The sequence below is a fragment of the Paenibacillus sp. RC21 genome, from assembly GCF_044907935.1.
GTDB classification, from domain to species: domain Bacteria; phylum Bacillota; class Bacilli; order Paenibacillales; family Paenibacillaceae; genus Paenibacillus; species Paenibacillus terrae_A.
This window is the reverse complement of the sequence record NZ_JBIYCS010000001.1, coordinates 1-18,486: the sequence shown is the minus strand read 5'-3', so window position 1 is coordinate 18,486 and position 18,486 is coordinate 1. Positions and strand designations below refer to the sequence as shown.

Below are 18,486 nucleotides of genomic sequence, written 5' to 3'. Positions count from 1 at the left end.
TGATCGCATTCAGATTTAAACTATAACCCATTATAGTTGATAATCATTCTCACAGGCAATGAAGTGATTCTTACGGAGCCTTTACTTTGTACTATCCATTTTTCTGACCGCGTTCTCCGCAGCCTCCATAATTACTTCTCCCAGTGTGGGATGGGGATGAATGGTTAGAGCCAAGTCTTCTACGGTTGCGCCCATTTCGATGGCTAGAGCAAGCTCCGAAATGAGTGTTGACGCTTCGACACCCACAATTTGCGCCCCCAGTAGGATTCCCGAGTCCTGCTTTGCTACGATTTTGATATACCCCTCTGCTGCCCTTAGTGCCAATGCTCTGCCGTTAATCGAAAAAGAAGCTCTGCCAATGATAATCGGTAAGGCTTTTTCCTTGGCTTCTGTTTCACTTAGGCCAACACTAGCCAACTCCGGTTCAGAAAAGACAACCAGCGGTATGGCTTTATAATCCACTTTGGCAGCTTGACCTGCTATCGCTTCTGCCGCAATCTTCGCTTCATAGGAAGCTTTATGGGCAAGCGCTGGACCCTCCGTAATATCTCCAATGGCAAAAATATGCGGAATAGCTGTTCTACACTGCTCGTCTGTCTCGATCAGCCCCCTGCTCGTCACTGGCAAGCCAATGTGCTCCAGTCCTAACCTGCCATCTGTATTGGGTTTTCTGCCTACAGTAACTAATACAAACTCTGCGGTAACATGATGCTGCTCCTGATCTTTTGAATAATGCAGCGTAATGGTATCCGCATTCTGCACGACGTTTTCGGCTGTCGCCCTAGTTACGATGTTTACACCATCTGTTTTCAACTGCTTGACAACAGGGGCCACAAGATCCGCCTCAAACCCCGGCAATATCCGTTCTCCTCCCTCCAGAATCGTTACCTTTGTTCCAAATTTGGCATACATCTGTCCAAGCTCGACGCCAATATATCCACCGCCTATCACGACCAGACTGGTCGGAGCCTCTGGAAGCGAAAGCGCCTCTGTAGAGGACAAAATACGTCCGCCGAACGGAAATGCTTTCAGCTCGATTGGGCGGGAACCGGTTGCCAATATGGCATGCTTAAAGGATATCGTTTGTTCCGCTCCATTTTGCTTGATGATGGCTGTATGCTCGTCAACCAAGCTTGCCTCCCCTTCCAGAATACTCACACCTGCCGTTTTCATTAAATAGCCGACTCCGCCTGCCTGCTTATTTACAACCGCCTGCTTTAAGGCCTGAGCATTCACGAATGACGCTGCTGTATCGGCCTGATTTAACTGCCTGAGTACCTCATAGCGATGTGCTTCGGCAATCAAAGCTTTGGATGGAATGCAGCCTACATGCGTGCAGACTCCACCTAGCTGACTGCGTTCGACAATCGCTGTCTTCATTCCAAGCTGAGAAGAACGCTCTGCCGCCACATAGCCTCCCGGACCTGATCCAATGACCAGGGTATCTACAGATTCAAGCTTGCTCATAACCTGATGCCTCCCTTTAAAATTGCCTGATTTAAATATGATGATTATAATATATTATAGTCATCATATTTTGTATACGTCAATAGTCGTGATCAGCCATGCTGAGGTAGTCGTTGCAAGAAGAACAATTGACACGTTTAATTATGATGATTATAATATTTTGAAGTTAGCATTATGAAGCCTTGGAGTGATTACAATGCCTTATCCAAAAGGCCATAAGATGAAAGTGCGGAGTAAGATCGTTGAAAGTGCTGCCCAGGCTTTTCGCGCCAACGGTATCCACGATGTAAGTGTGCCCTTTATTATGAAAGGGGCCGGATTAACTCACGGCGGGTTCTATTCACACTTTGACAACAAAGAAGAGCTAGTCGCCGAAGCCTGTCGCTATGCTGTCAGTGATACCCTCGCACTTCTTCAGAAGGCTGTTGACCAAGAAGAGCAAGATCCCAAAATTAATGTTATCATCGACTACTATTTAAGCATCCATCACCGTGATCAAACAGAAATGGGCTGTATTATTCCTGCTCTTTCCGTAGACATAGCCCGTTCTTCCGAAGAAATCCGGCAGATATTCACGCAGGAGCTGACACGAATGATTACGTTTATCTCCCGTTTGGCAGGAATGGATCTGTCCAAAGGTAGCGCGTTGTTCAGCAGCATGGTCGGTTCTCTTGTGCTTGCACGTTCAGTTAATGATCCTGAACTGAGCGACAGCCTTCTCTCGGCAGGCAAACAGCACGCCAAAGCACTGGTTAACAGTTGAATGTAAACATATTTTACGTACGTAAAAAAGCCGCTAAACACCAATCAATCCTTGGTATTTAGAGGCTTTTCCTATGGGCCAAGCTCAAAACGGGGATAGCGATTTGTCAGAGATTCGAAATCTGCACTCGCCAAATGTCTATTATGTTCCAAATCGTTTACGGTACCCGCATTTGCGGCACAGCTCTTCCACCGCTTCTCTCTTGGAGAACCCGAAGTACAAGCGATTTGCACGCTCCCCTTCAACAATGTCGGAAAAAGATTGCTCATGCACGTTACCTAAATTAATAACGCCTTCCCCATCCAGACAGCAAGGGACAACTGTTCCGTCCACCAATACCGCCGCCTGGCTGCGAAGCGCATGGCAAAAGCCTTTGCCATCATCCTCCGGGGCACTCAGGCTAGGCCATTCAAATTCGTGATCCTGATTCAAATAAACGTTGGGGGCAATTTTAATCCCACTCCCAGGTATAACCTTTTCCTCAATCCGGTAGTCCAGCCCAAACTCCTGCTCCAGTCGCTCAAGTGTCTCACGGTTGCGCTGACGCTGCACATTAGTCAAATTATCTTGAGTCAGGTTCCAGAGACGGAACGAGATAATGACATTATGCTTCACAGCTTCCCTTACAAACGTAAAAATATTGCCCAAATACCCTTCCCGATCTACCGAGCCTTCATGCCCGTCAAAGCTGTGAAGCGAAAAATTCATCTGCCGTAGCGCGGATTGACCCAACAGCTTATGTCCGGTTTTGGGCAGCAAAGTGCCGTTGGTGGTAATATTCACTTTCAATCCTTTTTCATGAGCGCTCTCCAGCAAAAGATCAATCTTCGGATGGAGCAACGGCTCTCCTTTTACATGCAAATAAATGAAATCCGTATGCGGCTTGACCTGGTCAAGAACGTCGCGAAAAATTTCCGGATCAATAAATTTTTTAACACGCTGCGTCTGAGGGCAAAAGCTGCAAGCGAGATTACAGATACTTGTAATTTCAATATATACCTTTTTGAAAGTCTTCAACATGATTTCCCCATTCTAACCTTCATCCTAAGCATCTTGTTTATGCTCACTAATCTTATGATTATAACGGGTTATCACTGACAGGTAAATCATTTATGTTCGTTCATTTGCTCTTCCTTTGCTGTCCTCAATTTGCTATTGACCTTAGGTCTGACCTAAGGTTTATAGTGAAGTTATTCAACTACACCATAAGGAGTCTTGTCATTGAAAGAACACATTACGATCAGCCAGCTTTCACAGCTTATGAATGTATCTGTACATCAACTGCGATATTTTGAAGAAAAGGGGATCCTGTATCCGTCATACACAGAAAAAAATCAATATCGAATGTACGGGCTTCATGAAATTTATCAGCTTTCCCATATTTTATTGCTACGTAAATTAAATGTCTCTGTGGGTCAGATTGAAAAATGCATGACTTCCTACGCTGCCGATGATTACAACCAGCTTTTAGAGGATTCGCTGCAGAGGGTACAGGATGAAATAGCTAATTTGAAGTTGCTCGAACAGTTTATTCACAAAGTGCTAAAAGAACATCATAACCTCACTCATCAGGACAATGAGTATCAGATTAGGCTGCTAGGTCCCCGACATTTAAAGCTGTGGTTTGCATTTGAGAGAGATCAAGAGCTCACTGCCAGAGATTTATTCGAACAACGACCCGCTCCACCTCAGTTATTTGAAAATGATCTGCATTATCTATCTGACTCTGGACAAGTGAAGCTATGTTATGAAACGACAGATATGACAGATACAGCTGACTATATTCTGGAAGAAGGCAGCTATCTTTATAAGCATTTTTCCGTCACTGAAGACGACGAGATTGAGTATGAAATCCAACAATTAGAGCGCTATGTCACTCAGCACCAATATAAGTGCCAAAGCAAGATTATTTTAGTAGAAAAATCCTACCTATCCATGTTCGACAACAACAAGCTGCAATATGAGATTCAAGTAAAAGTAAAATAAACTTCTTAGAGTGCGGGAGGCAGTTACATGAGTCCAGAATCAATTGACATTGTTGCTTATCAAAAGCAAGATTATGAAGCTGTATGTAAGCTCTTAGTGGAATCATTTAAAACTAAATTTCAAGCTCTTGTTACACTGGAAGATCAGGATATACAGCAGCTACTCATGAAGGTCTGGGTTCAAGACCCTAATCCTTCAACTATGAAGCAATTTGTAGTTAAAGAGAACCAAGAAGTTGTCGGTGTTCTCTCCCTCAAATGGAAAGCACCTTCCTCTTCGCTCCCTAAAACAAAACCCATTTCTTGGGCTCCGCTCATAAAACAGTTTGGCTGCTTCAATGTATTTAAATTTTTGACAGGTATGCATGCGCTGGAATATAAGCCTGCCTCAGATGAGTGCTATATTGATCATTTGGCGATTCGCTCAAGTCATCGTAATCAGGGAATAGGACGACGTTTTCTAGCTTTCGCACAGCAATTTACGGTTGAATCCGGTTTTCATGTGTTGACGCTTCATGTAGAGCATAAGAACCAGGGGGCCATCCGTTTGTATCAGAAACTAGCGTTTGAAGTAGAACAATCCAAATGCAATGGATTGCGACATTTTTGGTTCAAGGAGCCTGTATGGCATCTGATGACTTGGAAAGAAACTAAACTGCATTCGAGGAGAGAACACCTTTGAAAAGAACATCCAAGCTTATCCTTGGTATTGCGTCAGGTCTAGCTGTTGCCTTAATATTGATTATTCTATATCAAGATTCCTACAAGATGACGGAAGAAAAAATACAAATTACGACTCCTAAAGGGGTATTAACGGGTACATTAGCTTTGCCTAAGGACTACTCGGGAAAGGTTGGACTGGTTGTTTTTGTCCATGGGGATGGTCCTATCAATGACACATATGATGATGGATACAAACCACTGTGGGAAAGGTTCGCTTCCAAGGGTTACGCCTCCTTATCCTTAAATAAGCCCGGTATTAATGGCGCTCCTGGAAATTGGCTGGATCAAAGCATGGAGGACCGGGCACAGGAGATCCGATATGCAATAGACTGGGCGAGTACCTTACCGATGATCGATAAGCAGAAAATCGGCCTATGGGGAGCCAGTCAAGCAGGATGGGTCATTCCTAAGATCGTTAAAAAGGAGCACAATATTGCTTTCAGCATCCTTGTATCGCCGGCCGTGAACTGGATTACACAAGGGCAATTTAACACCAGAAAAGAGATGGAACAGGAAGGGGCTACTCCGCAAAAAATTACAAAGAGATTGGACTACAATCAACAGATTTTGCAATTACTAAAAAAACAAGCTTCTTATGAAGAATACCTGAAAATAGCCAACCCAGACAATTTGATTTCCAAAGAAAGATGGAGCTTTATAGGCAAAAATTTCCGGTCTGATTCCACCGAAGAATTAGGCTACTTTAATTCTCCTGTACTCTTGGTTCTGGCTGGAAAAGATATTAACGTTGATGTAAAAGATACTGAACGAGTATATCGACAGAAGGTGCCTTCAGAGCTGCTGTCCGTCATCCATCTACCTGAAGCCGACCATTCCATGATGAATGAAAAAGTCGCACATTCAAAATCTCTAACTTTTTTAACAGCCGTATTTGCCCCCAGAAAATTGGTGAATGATGAGTACTTGAAAATCCTCGCCGATTATGTCAGCCAGCGTTAAAAGTATTTTAGTACCTCGCTGTAATGCTGGCAGTAACCATTCGGGCTATTTAATTTACTGAATACAAAATACTGCAATCAATCTCCTCATAGATACAACGTATCCTATCTTGGAAATCGCAGTCATGGTAGTACTTCGAAATCAGAACTTATAAACTAATAAAAAACGACATCTCTGCCGTTTTTTAAGGATTGATAATGCGGGACTCTAGCTCTCTAACTCTGGACTACCTGAATTAACCTACCCGACTACGCGTCGGAGCTACTTCCTGAGCAGTAAATAAGCAAAATAAGGCACACCGATTAACGACACCATGATGCCTGCGGGAATACCGTCGGGATCTGTGAGATTGCGACCGATCGTGTCCGCGGTTAACAGCAGCCAGCCGCCAAGCAGAACAGCGACGGGAATGAACAACTGATTGCGTGGCCCGACCAGTGCCTTGGCCATGTGCGGGGCCATCAACCCAATAAACGCGATACCGCCCGTGACAGATACCGCAGATGCAGCCGCGGCGACCGCCGTCAGAATAAGAACGAGGCGTTCTCGTTCAAGCTTCAGACCGACGCCAATCGCCGATGGTTCGCTCAAAGCAAGAAGATTGAGCCGCTGAGACTTGTACAAGGTAAACGGTATAAGCAGGATCAGCCAAGGAAGCAGTGCCCAAATGAACGGCCAGTCCGTGCCCCATATATTGCCCGCAATCCATTTCGCGATAAAATCGACCTTCGATCGTTCAGCCGAGGAGATGATTACAATCATGATCCCCGACAGCGCAAGGGAGAAACCAACCCCCACCAGTACAAGCCGGATGGGATCAAGTCCGCTCGTTCGGCTATACGAGAAAACATAGATCAAAGCTGCTGTTACCAATGCGCCAATAAAAGCGACAAGTGGCAAAACATAAATGAACGATCCGACATCGATCGGGAAGTACAGAAAGAAGCACGCAATGGCTACGCCCGCGCCAGAATTAATGCCGATGATGCCTGGGTCGGCCAAGTCGTTGCGGGTGATACTTTGCAGAATGGAGCCTGACAACGCAAGCGCCATGCCCGATAGCAATGTAATAAAAATCCGTGGCAGTCGGACGGAAAACAGAACAAACTCTTCTTTGAAGGTGCCTTGGCCGAACAAAACAGGGATCAGCCTGTCAAACGACAAAGACGAGTATCCCCAGGCCATGCTGGCTATAGCGGTTAGAACAATTAGCCCTAAACTGACGAGCAGGATCAGGCGTTGTTTTCGAACAAGAGCGGACAGAATCATAAGAAAGCTTTACCTCCTCTACGCACAACGAGCAGAAAGAAGGGCAAGCCCAGCATCGCTACGATCGCTGCCACCGGCGTCTCGTAAGGTGCATTAATCGTGCGGCCCAGCGTATCTGCAAGCAGCATGAACGTAGCTCCTACAAAAGTCGAGAAAGGCAGGATATGCCGATAATCGGTGCCAACCATTTTACGGACGATATGAGGAATCATCAGCCCCACGAATGCCATGTTTCCAACAAGCGCGACCGATGCACCCGTAATCACAATCACAAGGACGAACAGGATGGATTTAATCCACATCAGATTTTGCCCCAATCCAGCCGCCACCTCGTCGCTCAAGCTGAGAATACTCAGTTGGTTGGAAAACATCAAAGCTACCATAATTCCGAGAAGGATCACCGGCGCAATGGCCTGAAGTTGTCCCCACGTCGTTCCGATCAGGCCGCCAGCGGTCCACATGGATACGTCCTTTGAAATCTTGAAAGCGATACTGACGCCATCCGAAATGGCATACAGAAACGCAGAAACTGCCGCTCCGGCCAGCACGGTTCGGATCGGGGACAGGTTGCCTCGGCGCATTGAGCTAAGGACGATGACCAAAACTGCTCCCAGAGCGGCCCCGAGAAAGCAGGCCACCATGATGCCGAAGTAGTTTATGCCCGGTATGAATACGAAAGCCAACGCGAGCGCCATGTTGGCGCCGGAAGTCAGGCCCAGCAAGCCCGGATCGGCCAGCGGATTGCGGGTAACTCCCTGCATAATAGCACCGGACACGGCAAAAGCGGCGCCGACCAGCATAGCCGCCAGCTCGCGGGGTAGCCGAATCTCACGCAGGATGAGAAACTTGTCTTCCTTGGTACCCGAGGTGAGAGCAAGCCACAGGTCGTGGAGCGTCGTTTCCGCTGCACCGAATATCATTGAAATGATGAAACAAAAAATGAGCGCCAGCACGCTGCCAAAGAGCTTATACGCAAAAGGAAAGGCATGTTGTTTAATCTTCATCGGACTCTCATCTCTTCTTTAATGAAATATGCGAAGAAACTGTTAAATAACCAGTTCCTTCGCATCGAATAAAAATGATTCACAACGAAAGACAAATCGTTGCCATGCTTTGAATCGTAGACGCCCCTAAGCGATGCATTCCCGAAATAGGGATCAACGTTTACTGGTCGAGAAAATGCTGAATGAAAAATTTCAATTGGTATTCCATGCTCAGTGGATCGTTAAAGTAGAACGCCTTCGCGTTAGCCTCGAAGACATGTTGATTCTTGACCGCGGGAATATTCTTGTACGTTTCGGTATTCTGGAACGAATTGTCCTCATCCGCGTTTTTACTGAAAATGACATAGTCACCCAAGTAATCTTTCATAACCTCAGACGATAAGGCAAAATAACCTTCTTTCTGGGTCGCCTCCTTGACTTTCTTCGGCATGGTGAGTCCGAACTCCTGATAGAGAATTTCTGTTCCACGGCCAAAGTTATCGCCATAGACATAGAGCTGCTTATTGAATGTCTCGATGACCGAAACCGTCGCGTTGGCACCGATCTTCGCCTTGATTTCTTTTCCGGCTTTTTGGGCACGGACTGTAAAATCATCGATCCAGGCTTGTGCTTCTTTTTCTTTATTCAACAATTTTCCGATTTCACGTTGCTGGGTTAAGAAATCCACCTTGCCATATGTATAAGTGACAGTAGGAGCGATTTGCTTAAATTTATCGACGTTCTTAATATCTGAAAGCCCGATAATAAGATCCGGATTCAACTCGATGATCTTCTCCAGACTTTCGTCCGTAACCGCCTCTGCGCCTTTCAGCTTCTCTTCAAAATTCGGGTTGGTCTTGGACATTTCGTCCACGCCGACCAGAGGCACACCGAGCGCCATCACGTTACCCGTCAAGAACCTGGTAAGCACAACGACGCGTTGCGGATGGGTCGGAACCTCCACGGGTCCATTCTCGGATTGATAGACGAATGTGGTAGATTTCGATTTCGAGTCCGAAGAAGGCACAGAGGACGAACTTTTACCATTCTCGGCATGGTTCGCTTGATTTCCGCCACAAGCACTCAATACAACCACAAGTAAAAGTACCAGCGGAATAAAAAGCTTTTTCATAAAATAACTCTCTCCCTTTCAAAACGCTATGTTCAATGAGTCTTCATATCGTGCATGAGATGCTAATCTTAAACTTAGTACCCCTTTCATTGATTATGAAATTCATTCTCATTTGTATGAACTAATTATATGGAACCGCTATGCGCCGAGCCATGCCTTTTTGTTTGGAAAATGACTTGGACTATTGGTTACTTGTAAATAAAGCTACCGCGCGTTGAAGCTGCAAACGAATAGAAACCGGATTGTAGGGCAACCATTCATCCAGGTCAAGCAGATGTACATTATTCCGCTGTACAGCGGGAAGGCTGTTCCAATAGGAGGACTTGAATATCATTTCACTATGTGCGGTGGAGCCCTTCTCATCCGGAAACATAGCAACCAATAATTGCGACCCGGCATAAGCTGCGAGTTCGGATATCTCAATGGGAATAGAATGAAATTGGTCCCCACGCTTCTTCATCTCCTGCCCAATCAATTCAGGAGGCCGCAGTCCAAGCGATTGATAGATAATATATCCGACATTTCTCGCTCCGTAAACGAGCAGCTTATCCGGCTTAATCACCAGAATCGTTATAATTTCATGAGCGACTGCGCATTGCTGTACCAGTGAACGGGCTGCCTGTTCTTCCTTTTCAAAAGCAGCCAACCACTGCTCTGCCCGATCGCTCCTCTGAACAGCATGTGCGATACGACGCAGATGCTCTTTCCATCCCATTTCCATCCATGAAATTTCCACGATAGGCGCTACAACTCGCAAATGCTCAGGATTCAGCCCATATTGGTGCAAATGCTGTTTGGCTGCAATGATCAACTCAATGTTGGTATCGAGCAATACCGAGTTCACCTGTTCAGCAGAGCAGTTCGTGCTTATAAACTTCATCGTTTGCGGCGGCTCCAGACCATTCGTCTTCACATATTCGCTGCTTTCCGAAATGGTGACAGCAGGTTCCAACCCAAGCAGCAACAGATGGCTGGCGTAAGGTATGAGCAATACAGCCACACGCTGGGATGATCCGCGGTTGTAGCTTGAAGGTGATGCTCCTGTATGCTGCTTAAAACGACGGCTTAGATAAAATTCATCCTTGTAACCTACCTTCATTGCAATTTCCCGGAGCGTGCCTGATCCGCTAATTAACAGTTCTTTGGCTCGGTGAACGCGCAGCCGCGACAAGTATTCGTTCGGGGAAAAACCGGTAAGCTGCTTAAACTGGATAGAATAATGTGATCGGCTTACGCCTGCAATCGCGGCCAACTGCTCACGCATTATTTTCTCGCTATAGTGATTTTCCAAATAAGTAATGCTGTGTTCCATCGACGGCTGCTCACTGGCAGCATACTTGGCCTCCTGCTGTTTCAACAGTTGAAGAATGATTTGGTGAAAGATAATTTGATTTTGCACATGACGGGCTTCACTAGCAGGTAAACGATGAATATACAGATCCTCCACATGGGCCACAATCGCAGGTTCGTAAGGGAAAAACTGAATATTGGCATTGGAGGCCACCTCGCTTTTCCGCATCATTACACCTGTGGGCAGAGAATTTGCCTGCTCTCGCGTACGGATTAAAAGCTTATAAGCATGAAGTGGTTGCTGGAGATTCGTAATTAAAGCGGCATGGCTATGGGCTGGGAGAAGGATGACACTCCCTTCCATGAGTTCGTACATTTGATCATTAATCCTGAGAATGCCTTTGCCGCTGGCAATCGCAATCAGCACGGTTACACTCTCATGAATCTTATACATCGGAAAATTCGAGGTGCTGTACAGCGAATGGATACTGTCAGCAGTATATAAAGGAAAATGGGACTCTGCCCATTCCGAGACAACGTTATCCACAAGCAAAGCCTCCATTACAAAATATTGAGGAACGTTTTTCAGTCCTCTGCATCGTATTAAGCAAAAAAGTCCAATTATATAGCATAAAAACGATATCTATACTATAAATGATCAAACCTTTTCCATGATACGGCTATTCTCCTATTTTTTTAGGCCCCTCGTTAGTTAGTTTTACGGATTCAATTGATGTGAACCCCACCTTAGATTTTTACAAAACAGTCCTCAGTTTACCCCGGTAATCCATAAAATCAGGTCATATTGTTAAGAAGACCTCTTTGTTGTAGTAACTCTTTCGTACAATTCCACAGTCTATTTTGCATAGCAATATCTCCACCGGGGTCTACAGGTACAATTGAATGTCCGGTTCCTACATTAAAATACCCTCCTGTAACTGCCTGGTACTGCGGATCCACAATTAAACGAGTCATAATATCAGCTCCTCTGCGTGGATCACCAATATTAAAAAAATTCAAAAAACGCTCAAGCATTGATGCAAACCATAGCTCACGTCCAAGACCTGTAACATTAAACCCTGGATTCAGAGCATTAACACTGATCCCCGTTCCAGTCCATTGACGTGCCAGTTCACCAGTAAACATAATGTTATACAGCTTGGTTTTCCCATATATTGCAGACGAGCCTCTGGGAGTAAAAGGAGCTATATTGGTCAAATCCTCAGGGAGCTTAAGCTCACCATGATTGCGTGAAGCCTCAGAGGCAACATTTACAATTCTGGCGCTTCCTGCATTTTTCAAGGAATGCTGCAAGGCGTGCGTCAATAACCACGGTGCTAAATAGTTCACAGCTATCATTTCTGCAAATCCCTCGGAGGTTACCCGTTGTTCGAATGCATGCAGTCCTGCATTATTCAAAAGCACATCTATTTTGGGGTATGCAGTTGAAATCTCGTTCCCCATACGTCTGACATCTTCCATTAAGGATAGATCCCCGAAAAAAAAGTCTACTTTTGTTGAGGGCATCATATCTTTTATAATTTTTTTAGTAGCTTCAGCGCGATCCTTGCTCCTGGCTGTCATGACAAGATGAGTACCACGTTTAGCCAATTCAATCGCAACGAGTTGCCCCAGACCACTCGTTCCGCCAGTTATTACAACAATCGGATTAGCCATGATGGTAATTCTCCTTTGTGCTGAATAGTCATTGTCAATGTAATTGGGCCGTTCATTGCTTTACTCCGTTAGACCCGTCTCAAGTTTTGACATACAGCTGACGCAGCCATATACTTGATATAAATCAACTATATTATTTTGATTGATATATGTCAATTAATTGACTTGAATGATTTACTTTATCAATTAAGGTTAGGTGAAATAGGATGAATAATGATCGACACAAAAATACGCCGAGAGGCCAATTGGAACTGGGGCTCGGCGAGCAAATCAATGCCCTCATAAGCGCCTCACATGCGCTAAATGTCAAAACTGCAGCACGTTTCGATCCTTCAATACAACCTGCGGGTTTCCATATTATCCGTTGGCTTTACTCGTACGGCCCAACAAGCGCCACTATGCTGGCGGAATCAACAGCTATGGATCGCAGTTCGGTTAGCCGTCTCGTTAAACAACTTGAGCTTTTGGGTTATGTGAAAAGGGAAGCCTCCCCTGATGATCGTCGAGGAATACTTCTATCCCTCACTGAGCTTGGACAACAAAAGACGATTGATGCTCTAAAAGAGAAAGAATTTGTATTTTACGAACACATTTCAAGATGGGACGATGAACAACTTGAAAATTTTATCGGAATGCTCAGGGACTTTAACGGATTTGATCACAAGTAACAAGTTCATAGGTTGAATGACTGCCTTTCTTAAAAGCATGGAGTAAAACTAAAATAAACGTCGTGTCCTCATTAAAGAGAACATGGCGTTTATTGTTCATCAAGAAAGTAGGGCCTTCTGTGACCAAACGTGTGACCACGAAGGAAAACAAAGCTAAATTCAAAACAAAAAAACGGCATTTCTGCCGTTTTTCTAAAGGATGGACTCTCAGGGACTCGAACCCTGGACCAATTGATTAAGAGTCAACTGCTCTACCAACTGAGCTAAGAGTCCATAATATAAAATTGGTGGAGCCTAGGGGGATCGAACCCCTGACCTCATCGCTGCCAGCGACGTGCTCTCCCACGTAGTTCAAAAACGCTACCATTACCACAATCAGATAGAAACTGAGCTACGTCCAATTTAAACTTAATATCTACGCTGTCTCGAAAGACCTCTATATAATCAATAATGTTTCTAAGCATAACCTTCTTTTTGTCATGATTAGCTTCGTAAAATTTTTCATCCCAAATACTTATATTTGACGCAAACTCTTTAAGAGAATCAATTTCTATTTTCTTCACTTTTAAGTCGTTATGCAATATACCTAATTCCTCATTAAGTGTATCAATATTTTCCTCTTTTGATTGTGTAAGCTCGCTTAACAGTTCAGGCTTAAAAGCGCTCCTGCCAAGTATACTCTTTGGTATTTCTTTTTTTAGTGTATCTAGCTCTTTGTATTCGTTTTCCAATTCTTTATTTTTCTTATCGATTACTTTTTTAATGTTTTCATATTGTTCTTGATTATAATCTTTTGCAAAGTCTTCATAATTAAGTTTCTTCATGTAATCCAGATATATTCTAACCTCATCTAAAACAGTATCCTCGATTTTATCGTTTGAATAAAGTGTTTGCCCACTACATTCTACTTTTGCAAGAGCCTTGCCACTGCATCTGTACTTAGCCTTTTTCCATTTCTTAACCGTTCCATCTGCCACTTTATATGTCTTTTGACAATAAGTTGTAGTCAACGGGGAACCGCAATGCCCACACTTAATTATTCCAACAAACAAGAGAGGACTTTTCGTTGTATTCATCCGAATATAATCTTCATTTTTAACATTTTCAGGTGATCGAGTTGTTCGGATAACTTGCACTGAATCAAAATATTCTTCATTAATAATGACCAGTTCTTCAACTTGTTTTTCTGGCGACACCCAATCTTCTTTGCTTTTTGTGATAAACACTCCCTCTTTCGACTTTCTCTTTCCGTATGTAGGATATCCTTTGTAAACAGGGTTCCTTAAAATAAAGTTAATTGATCCAGTATTCCATTTAGAACCAGTCGAAGTTGTTATACCTCTCTCATTTAATAGTTTAGCTATTCTATTGCTCCCATATCCTTCCTCTTTGACAAGATAAAATATTTCTACAACAATCTGTTTTTTATCTTCATCTATAATCATTTTCATTAGTTCTTTGCCTTTTTTGTTTTTCACCCCGGATTTTACTAGCTTGTATCCAAAAGGCGGTGTACCACCTCTATAAATCCCATCTTGAGCCATCTGGATATGCTTTTCATTTACTCGATCAGATGTTTTTCTGCTTTCCCCACTTGATTGCCAAAACCTTAGATAGTTCATTAATCTGTCGCCATGCTGTTCAATTTTTTGCTGTCCTTCAATAACAGACCACATTTCAACACCTTGCTTCACGAACCACTCAAGAACAAACGGAGTTTCATCATCTTTTCTGCCTAGTCGGTCAAACATAAATACAAGCAAAACATCGAAAACGCCGTTCTCAGCATCATCTTTTGCTTGCTGGATAATATCTCTATTTGCTGCTGAAACCTTGAATCCAGAAACACCTTTTTCTGTATACTCCTTAACCAGTACCCAGTCTTCTCGACCGTCTATCATGCCCCTGCAAGCTCTTTGTTGCAATGGGATATCATTCCCATCCATTTGTCCTTTTGTGGAAACGCGATATAAGGTTGCCACTCTTTTCTTATCTGCCATAAATTGAACCTCCACATCATCTTATTATGCTACCATTAATTATAAATCATTAACTTAATTATGTAAATTAGCTTGACTTCCGTTTTCGATCTGTGATATATTATTTCTTGTGATTGGGGCGTTAGTTCAGTGGGAGAACGCTTCGCTGGCAGCGAAGAGGTCAGGGGTTCGACCCCCCTACGCTCCACCAGAATTTCTTAATATGGACTCTTAGCTCAGTTGGTAGAGCAGTTGACTCTTAATCAATTGGTCCAGGGTTCGAGTCCCTGAGAGTCCATACAGATTATAAAAGAAGACCCTTAATTGGGTCTTTTTTGTTTGAATAAATAATTTTTTTGATTGCTCAACAAGTTTGCACTAACTTTATCTATCTCATCAATATTTACATCATTAGAAAATGATAAATTCACCCACATTTTTGTTTTCTTATTAAACCTCTTTAGTCCGTTTATTCTTCCATCTAAACCTCTACTCGTTATTTTATATGTAACACCGTTTGTTTCAACTTCTTCCATGTATGTATATGTGCCTCCGTTTTAGTTTCCTTGTTTGTCTACCTGCTGAAAATCTATAATTCCAATTCTAAGCCTTTCTAACTTGCTACTTATATTTCCTCTACCTTCACTCTAATATTCCTTAAAACAGCCTTCACGTTCGTCTGAATCAACTTCTATGTATGTTCACTCTGCTGGTGGTTCCTTGAATATTACCGCTGACTGAGTATATGTGAATTCTTTATTTATTGTTGCGGTACGTCCATCACCAAGTTCTATTATTGCTATTAAAATTGATCCTCTATATGTCTTCTCTTTGTCGTCTTCTTCTTTCTGAATCAATTCCTTTTCTCCATGCGTGAGGGCAGATGATTGCAAGAGGTATACACAACCATCTGCTTCATAATACTTCCCACTATCTGATTCTGTTTGAGACAGGCCAATAGCCTCTAGAGCTTCCCGCTTAGTATCGTATTTCCTGAACGTTCTTGAGCTTTCAGGATTTCTAGGGTCGTACATTTTTATTAAAAATTGAGGTTGAGCTGTCGCGCGCTTGGTATTGTTATGTTGGCTCATCGCTGCTATGTTAGAAAAAGAGTAGCCCTCTTTTTCATTAGTTCTATCTATACTTGGGCGTAATCCTCTGGGCTTTCTCTTTTCTAAGTATATTGATGTAAGCCGCTTCCATTCTAACCACATTTCAGGTTTGCACTTGATAATCTGTTCTACTGTCTCCTCAGGATTAGCCCATTCGCAGGGTATGCTTTGATAATACTCGTCACCATGTTTTGTGTTATTGATTCTTGAATTAACCGATCCATAGAGTAAAAAATAAGCACATTCCTCCTCCTCGCTGATTAGGCTACGTTCTTGTGCAATCAAACTATACTTAATTCCGCGCTTTTTATAATCTATTATTTGGATATCCTCATCATATGAGTTGTGCCACCGTTCAAATTCTTTTTCGCTCAGAATTCTTGGTCTGCCTCTACCTTTATTTTGTTTTGGTTCGCTCAAATTATCTACCTCCAATGTTTTATGTTCTTGCAAGTAAAATGTTGATTTTATAAGCTATCCATTGAATACTAGCCAGATGAATCCGTAGATTAAAGACATTAGCCCTATAATACCCAACAAGCAAAAAAGTAAAAGCATAAGAACAAATTTTTTACCGTCCATGATTACACCTCATTATAGAAATAAGTCGGCTACTTCATTACATCTAATCTACAAACCGCCTCTATGGTAAGTCTATGCTGCTATATGGAAAACGTAAAGATGCATCCCCAAATTAATTTTAACGCTCTAATCCCTATAAATTTATCTATGAATAACAGTTATTGTCCTTCCCCTTACAAATACCTTGTCTATGAAGAAACATCTTAATTTCATAATTGATTGTTCAGAAAAAAGGATGTACTAAAGACAAGTCAAAAATTAATTCATTTTGACCAAATACATCTTATTCTGTTATCCCATCTGCCAACTAATCTGACACCCTGATTCCCATAATTCATGTACAACAAAACACAGGAATCAAAATATAGCTTCCAATCTTTTTGCTACTTATGCAACAGGTAACGATTTGAAAACTCCCCTTATCGGGTCGTGTTCAAACATTTACCCCACAGCATACGCTATGTTGTTCAACTCATACACTGTGAACCTTATCCAAATCAAACGACTCAGAAAATTAAACCAATTTTTACATCTCGGCAATCTCCCCATTGTAATCAAAAGTTTGATTGAAAAATAGCCGAATATGGTATGTTTTTGACTATAACTCATAAAAATAAATGTGCAAAAAACATAGATAAACATTGAGTTTTTTATCAATCTCCCCATTTTTCTATATATTATATATAGGGAGATTGGATAGATTAGTATCTGATCAAGTTCAAGAATCCAAATTACAGACAGTCACTTGTGACTGGATGACGGAACGGAATAATTGCTTGCAATTTTTTGAGACGCTTCTTTTGAACTTGCTGTTTGCTCCTAAAGAAAGGGAAACTCTACCACCAACTCGATAAAACACTTCGCTACGCTTCGTAGACGTTTCATCGACCTGCCGCCGTTTCCCTCTTGCCTACGGCAATTCACTCTATGCGGCTAATTTTGATCTTTTGATTTGATGATATCCATGCTCTGGACGCACAAAAGCTATATAAACAACGGTTTTTTTACCGTTTTTTCGAATTAGCGGTGTCTATATAGGTGTTTTTCCACGTTTTGGACGCAACATATTAGTCAAAAACCATATGTTTAGCCAATATCCAGTACCTTTTGTTATAGTTTGGGTTAACATCACCGTTGTCTAATCGTCTTCTTCTGTCCTTGTTCGTTTTAGAATCATTATTGATATTATATGGTAAACTGTTCTTCTGAAAATAAATATTTAACTGTTCAACATCTTTCTGTTGTCTTCTTCTTCCATCATGTAAATCAACTTTTTTAATTAACTCCGCTTGTTCTTCCTTGTATAAACGTTTACCTACAATTGTATCTAGGTAATCTGTAATATCAGCCTTTTCATATGTATCATCCAATATTGTATATGTATCTTGTTGGAGCTTCGTTTTTATGTAATTCATATATCCATTTTCTTCACTGACTACTTGTTCAAAAAACTGCTTGTCATATATCTCTTTGAAGAACATCAAATCATTGATAGCTTTATCATATCCAACTTCATTATTTACTGGACGATCATATACAATTCGATTAGGCTGTTTCCTATACTTCTCCACATAGTTTGATGTTCCATGTTCTTGTAGGTATAAAGCAGGTTCGATCTGTTTGTCACAGTCTCTGATCAGTTTGTTCAACATCTTATTCGAGATATTTTTGATGATTACAGTGACTTTATCTGATTTGTCGATGATCCTCTTCCTACCTAAGCACTGAATCAGAACGTCTATATCCATAATATCGACAATCACATACTTGATTAGTTTATCCTTTAGATTGATGCCATTGTCTAGTACCTTGACCAAATCAAATTTGAGGATAGAGATGTTTTAATTTACCTCTAGCCTGCTCGGTAGTAAACTGCCATTCAACCGATTTCTTCGT

General features: G+C 42.4%; 15 protein-coding genes, 4 tRNA genes and 1 pseudogene. 7 read left to right on the top strand and 13 right to left on the bottom strand.

The features are described 5' to 3' along the window. Positions 1–81: 81 nt before the first annotated feature. On the bottom strand, positions 82–1,467 hold the full coding sequence (gene lpdA, locus ABIA61_RS00100) for a dihydrolipoyl dehydrogenase (protein ID WP_283655393.1): 1,386 nt from the start codon (positions 1,465–1,467) through the stop codon (positions 82–84). Positions 1,468–1,663: 196 nt separating this feature from the next. On the opposite strand from lpdA, the gene ABIA61_RS00095 reads away from it, so the two are divergent. Next, the gene (locus ABIA61_RS00095) at positions 1,664–2,230 is read left to right on the top strand and encodes a TetR/AcrR family transcriptional regulator (protein ID WP_404580163.1); all 567 of its coding nucleotides are present in this window, start codon (positions 1,664–1,666) and stop codon (positions 2,228–2,230) included. Positions 2,231–2,371: 141 nt separating this feature from the next. Here the strand turns inward: ABIA61_RS00095 and ABIA61_RS00090 are convergent, their stop codons facing one another. Next, positions 2,372–3,250, bottom strand: coding sequence for a radical SAM/SPASM domain-containing protein (locus tag ABIA61_RS00090; protein ID WP_404520677.1), 879 nt, complete (start codon positions 3,248–3,250; stop codon positions 2,372–2,374). A gap of 201 nt (positions 3,251–3,451) precedes the next feature. Here ABIA61_RS00090 and ABIA61_RS00085 point away from each other — a divergent pair, with 201 nt between their 5' ends. Genes ABIA61_RS00085 through ABIA61_RS00075 form a run of 3 tightly spaced genes read left to right on the top strand, consistent with a single transcriptional unit; the run spans position 3,452 to position 5,898 of the window. Further along, positions 3,452–4,216, top strand: a complete 765-nt coding sequence (locus ABIA61_RS00085) for a helix-turn-helix domain-containing protein (protein ID WP_404520678.1) — start codon at positions 3,452–3,454, stop codon at positions 4,214–4,216. Positions 4,217–4,243: 27 nt separating this feature from the next. Beyond that, positions 4,244–4,897, top strand: a complete 654-nt coding sequence (locus tag ABIA61_RS00080) for a GNAT family N-acetyltransferase (protein ID WP_404580162.1) — start codon at positions 4,244–4,246, stop codon at positions 4,895–4,897. After that, positions 4,894–5,898 carry an alpha/beta hydrolase family protein gene (locus ABIA61_RS00075; protein ID WP_283655389.1) on the top strand — a complete coding sequence of 335 codons (1,005 nt, stop codon included), beginning with the start codon at positions 4,894–4,896 and terminating at the stop codon, positions 5,896–5,898. The genes ABIA61_RS00080 and ABIA61_RS00075 overlap by 4 nt, the downstream gene beginning before the upstream one ends. A 261-nt stretch (positions 5,899–6,159) precedes the next feature. Here ABIA61_RS00075 and ABIA61_RS00070 read toward each other — a convergent pair whose 3' ends face one another. The 5 genes from ABIA61_RS00070 to ABIA61_RS00050 form a co-directional block, all read right to left on the bottom strand. Then, positions 6,160–7,167: a FecCD family ABC transporter permease gene (locus ABIA61_RS00070; protein WP_283655388.1), complete on the bottom strand. Its 1,008-nt coding sequence runs from the start codon at positions 7,165–7,167 to the stop codon at positions 6,160–6,162. Further along, the gene (locus ABIA61_RS00065) at positions 7,164–8,171 is read right to left on the bottom strand and encodes a FecCD family ABC transporter permease (RefSeq protein WP_404580161.1); all 1,008 of its coding nucleotides are present in this window, start codon (positions 8,169–8,171) and stop codon (positions 7,164–7,166) included. The genes ABIA61_RS00070 and ABIA61_RS00065 overlap by 4 nt, the downstream gene beginning before the upstream one ends. A gap of 160 nt (positions 8,172–8,331) precedes the next feature. Beyond that, entirely contained in the window at positions 8,332–9,282 is a 951-nt protein-coding gene (locus ABIA61_RS00060) for an iron-hydroxamate ABC transporter substrate-binding protein (protein ID WP_404520681.1), read from the bottom strand. Between the two features lie 181 nt (positions 9,283–9,463). Further along, positions 9,464–11,119: a helix-turn-helix domain-containing protein gene (locus tag ABIA61_RS00055; protein WP_283655385.1), complete on the bottom strand. Its 1,656-nt coding sequence runs from the start codon at positions 11,117–11,119 to the stop codon at positions 9,464–9,466. Between the two features lie 248 nt (positions 11,120–11,367). Further along, positions 11,368–12,249: an SDR family NAD(P)-dependent oxidoreductase gene (locus ABIA61_RS00050; RefSeq protein ID WP_404520682.1), complete on the bottom strand. Its 882-nt coding sequence runs from the start codon at positions 12,247–12,249 to the stop codon at positions 11,368–11,370. A gap of 206 nt (positions 12,250–12,455) precedes the next feature. On the opposite strand from ABIA61_RS00050, the gene ABIA61_RS00045 reads away from it, so the two are divergent. Then, entirely contained in the window at positions 12,456–12,917 is a 462-nt protein-coding gene (locus tag ABIA61_RS00045) for a MarR family winged helix-turn-helix transcriptional regulator (RefSeq protein ID WP_283655383.1), read from the top strand. Positions 12,918–13,117: 200 nt separating this feature from the next. Here ABIA61_RS00045 and ABIA61_RS00040 read toward each other — a convergent pair. From ABIA61_RS00040 to ABIA61_RS00030, 3 genes and pseudogenes are all read right to left on the bottom strand, one after another. After that, a tRNA-Lys gene (locus ABIA61_RS00040) sits at positions 13,118–13,190 on the bottom strand. Positions 13,191–13,202: 12 nt separating this feature from the next. Further along, positions 13,203–13,316: transfer RNA gene (locus ABIA61_RS00035), tRNA-Ala, on the bottom strand. A 452-nt stretch (positions 13,317–13,768) separates the two neighbouring features. Then, positions 13,769–14,917: pseudogene (locus tag ABIA61_RS00030) on the bottom strand (recombinase family protein); the annotation flags it as partial. Between the two features lie 115 nt (positions 14,918–15,032). Between ABIA61_RS00030 and ABIA61_RS00025 the strand changes: the two are divergent. Continuing rightward, positions 15,033–15,107 (top strand) — tRNA-Ala (locus ABIA61_RS00025). A 14-nt stretch (positions 15,108–15,121) separates the two neighbouring features. Continuing rightward, a tRNA-Lys gene (locus ABIA61_RS00020) sits at positions 15,122–15,194 on the top strand. Between the two features lie 22 nt (positions 15,195–15,216). Here ABIA61_RS00020 and ABIA61_RS00015 read toward each other — a convergent pair. The 3 genes from ABIA61_RS00015 to ABIA61_RS00005 form a co-directional block, all read right to left on the bottom strand. Then, positions 15,217–15,432: a hypothetical protein gene (locus ABIA61_RS00015; protein WP_283655382.1), complete on the bottom strand. Its 216-nt coding sequence runs from the start codon at positions 15,430–15,432 to the stop codon at positions 15,217–15,219. Between the two features lie 165 nt (positions 15,433–15,597). Beyond that, positions 15,598–16,428, bottom strand: coding sequence for a hypothetical protein (locus tag ABIA61_RS00010; RefSeq protein ID WP_404580160.1), 831 nt, complete (start codon positions 16,426–16,428; stop codon positions 15,598–15,600). A gap of 1,229 nt (positions 16,429–17,657) precedes the next feature. Continuing rightward, positions 17,658–18,242: a hypothetical protein gene (locus ABIA61_RS00005; protein ID WP_404580159.1), complete on the bottom strand. Its 585-nt coding sequence runs from the start codon at positions 18,240–18,242 to the stop codon at positions 17,658–17,660. Between the last annotated feature and the right edge of the window lie 244 nt (positions 18,243–18,486).

Bases quoted from the DNA above. Each gene is read 5' to 3' on its own strand.
- lpdA (WP_283655393.1), bottom strand. From the start codon at position 1,467: ATGAGCAAGCTTGAATCTGTAGATACCCTGGTCATTGGATCAGGTCCG.
- ABIA61_RS00095 (WP_404580163.1), top strand. From the start codon at position 1,664: ATGCCTTATCCAAAAGGCCATAAGATGAAAGTGCGGAGTAAGATCGTT.
- ABIA61_RS00090 (WP_404520677.1), bottom strand. From the start codon at position 3,250: ATGTTGAAGACTTTCAAAAAGGTATATATTGAAATTACAAGTATCTGT.
- ABIA61_RS00080 (WP_404580162.1), top strand. From the start codon at position 4,244: ATGAGTCCAGAATCAATTGACATTGTTGCTTATCAAAAGCAAGATTAT.
- ABIA61_RS00070 (WP_283655388.1), bottom strand. From the start codon at position 7,167: ATGATTCTGTCCGCTCTTGTTCGAAAACAACGCCTGATCCTGCTCGTC.
- ABIA61_RS00065 (WP_404580161.1), bottom strand. From the start codon at position 8,171: ATGAAGATTAAACAACATGCCTTTCCTTTTGCGTATAAGCTCTTTGGC.
- ABIA61_RS00060 (WP_404520681.1), bottom strand. From the start codon at position 9,282: ATGAAAAAGCTTTTTATTCCGCTGGTACTTTTACTTGTGGTTGTATTG.
- ABIA61_RS00050 (WP_404520682.1), bottom strand. From the start codon at position 12,249: ATGGCTAATCCGATTGTTGTAATAACTGGCGGAACGAGTGGTCTGGGG.
- ABIA61_RS00045 (WP_283655383.1), top strand. From the start codon at position 12,456: ATGAATAATGATCGACACAAAAATACGCCGAGAGGCCAATTGGAACTG.
- ABIA61_RS00015 (WP_283655382.1), bottom strand. From the start codon at position 15,432: ATGGAAGAAGTTGAAACAAACGGTGTTACATATAAAATAACGAGTAGA.
- ABIA61_RS00005 (WP_404580159.1), bottom strand. From the start codon at position 18,242: ATGTTGAACAAACTGATCAGAGACTGTGACAAACAGATCGAACCTGCT.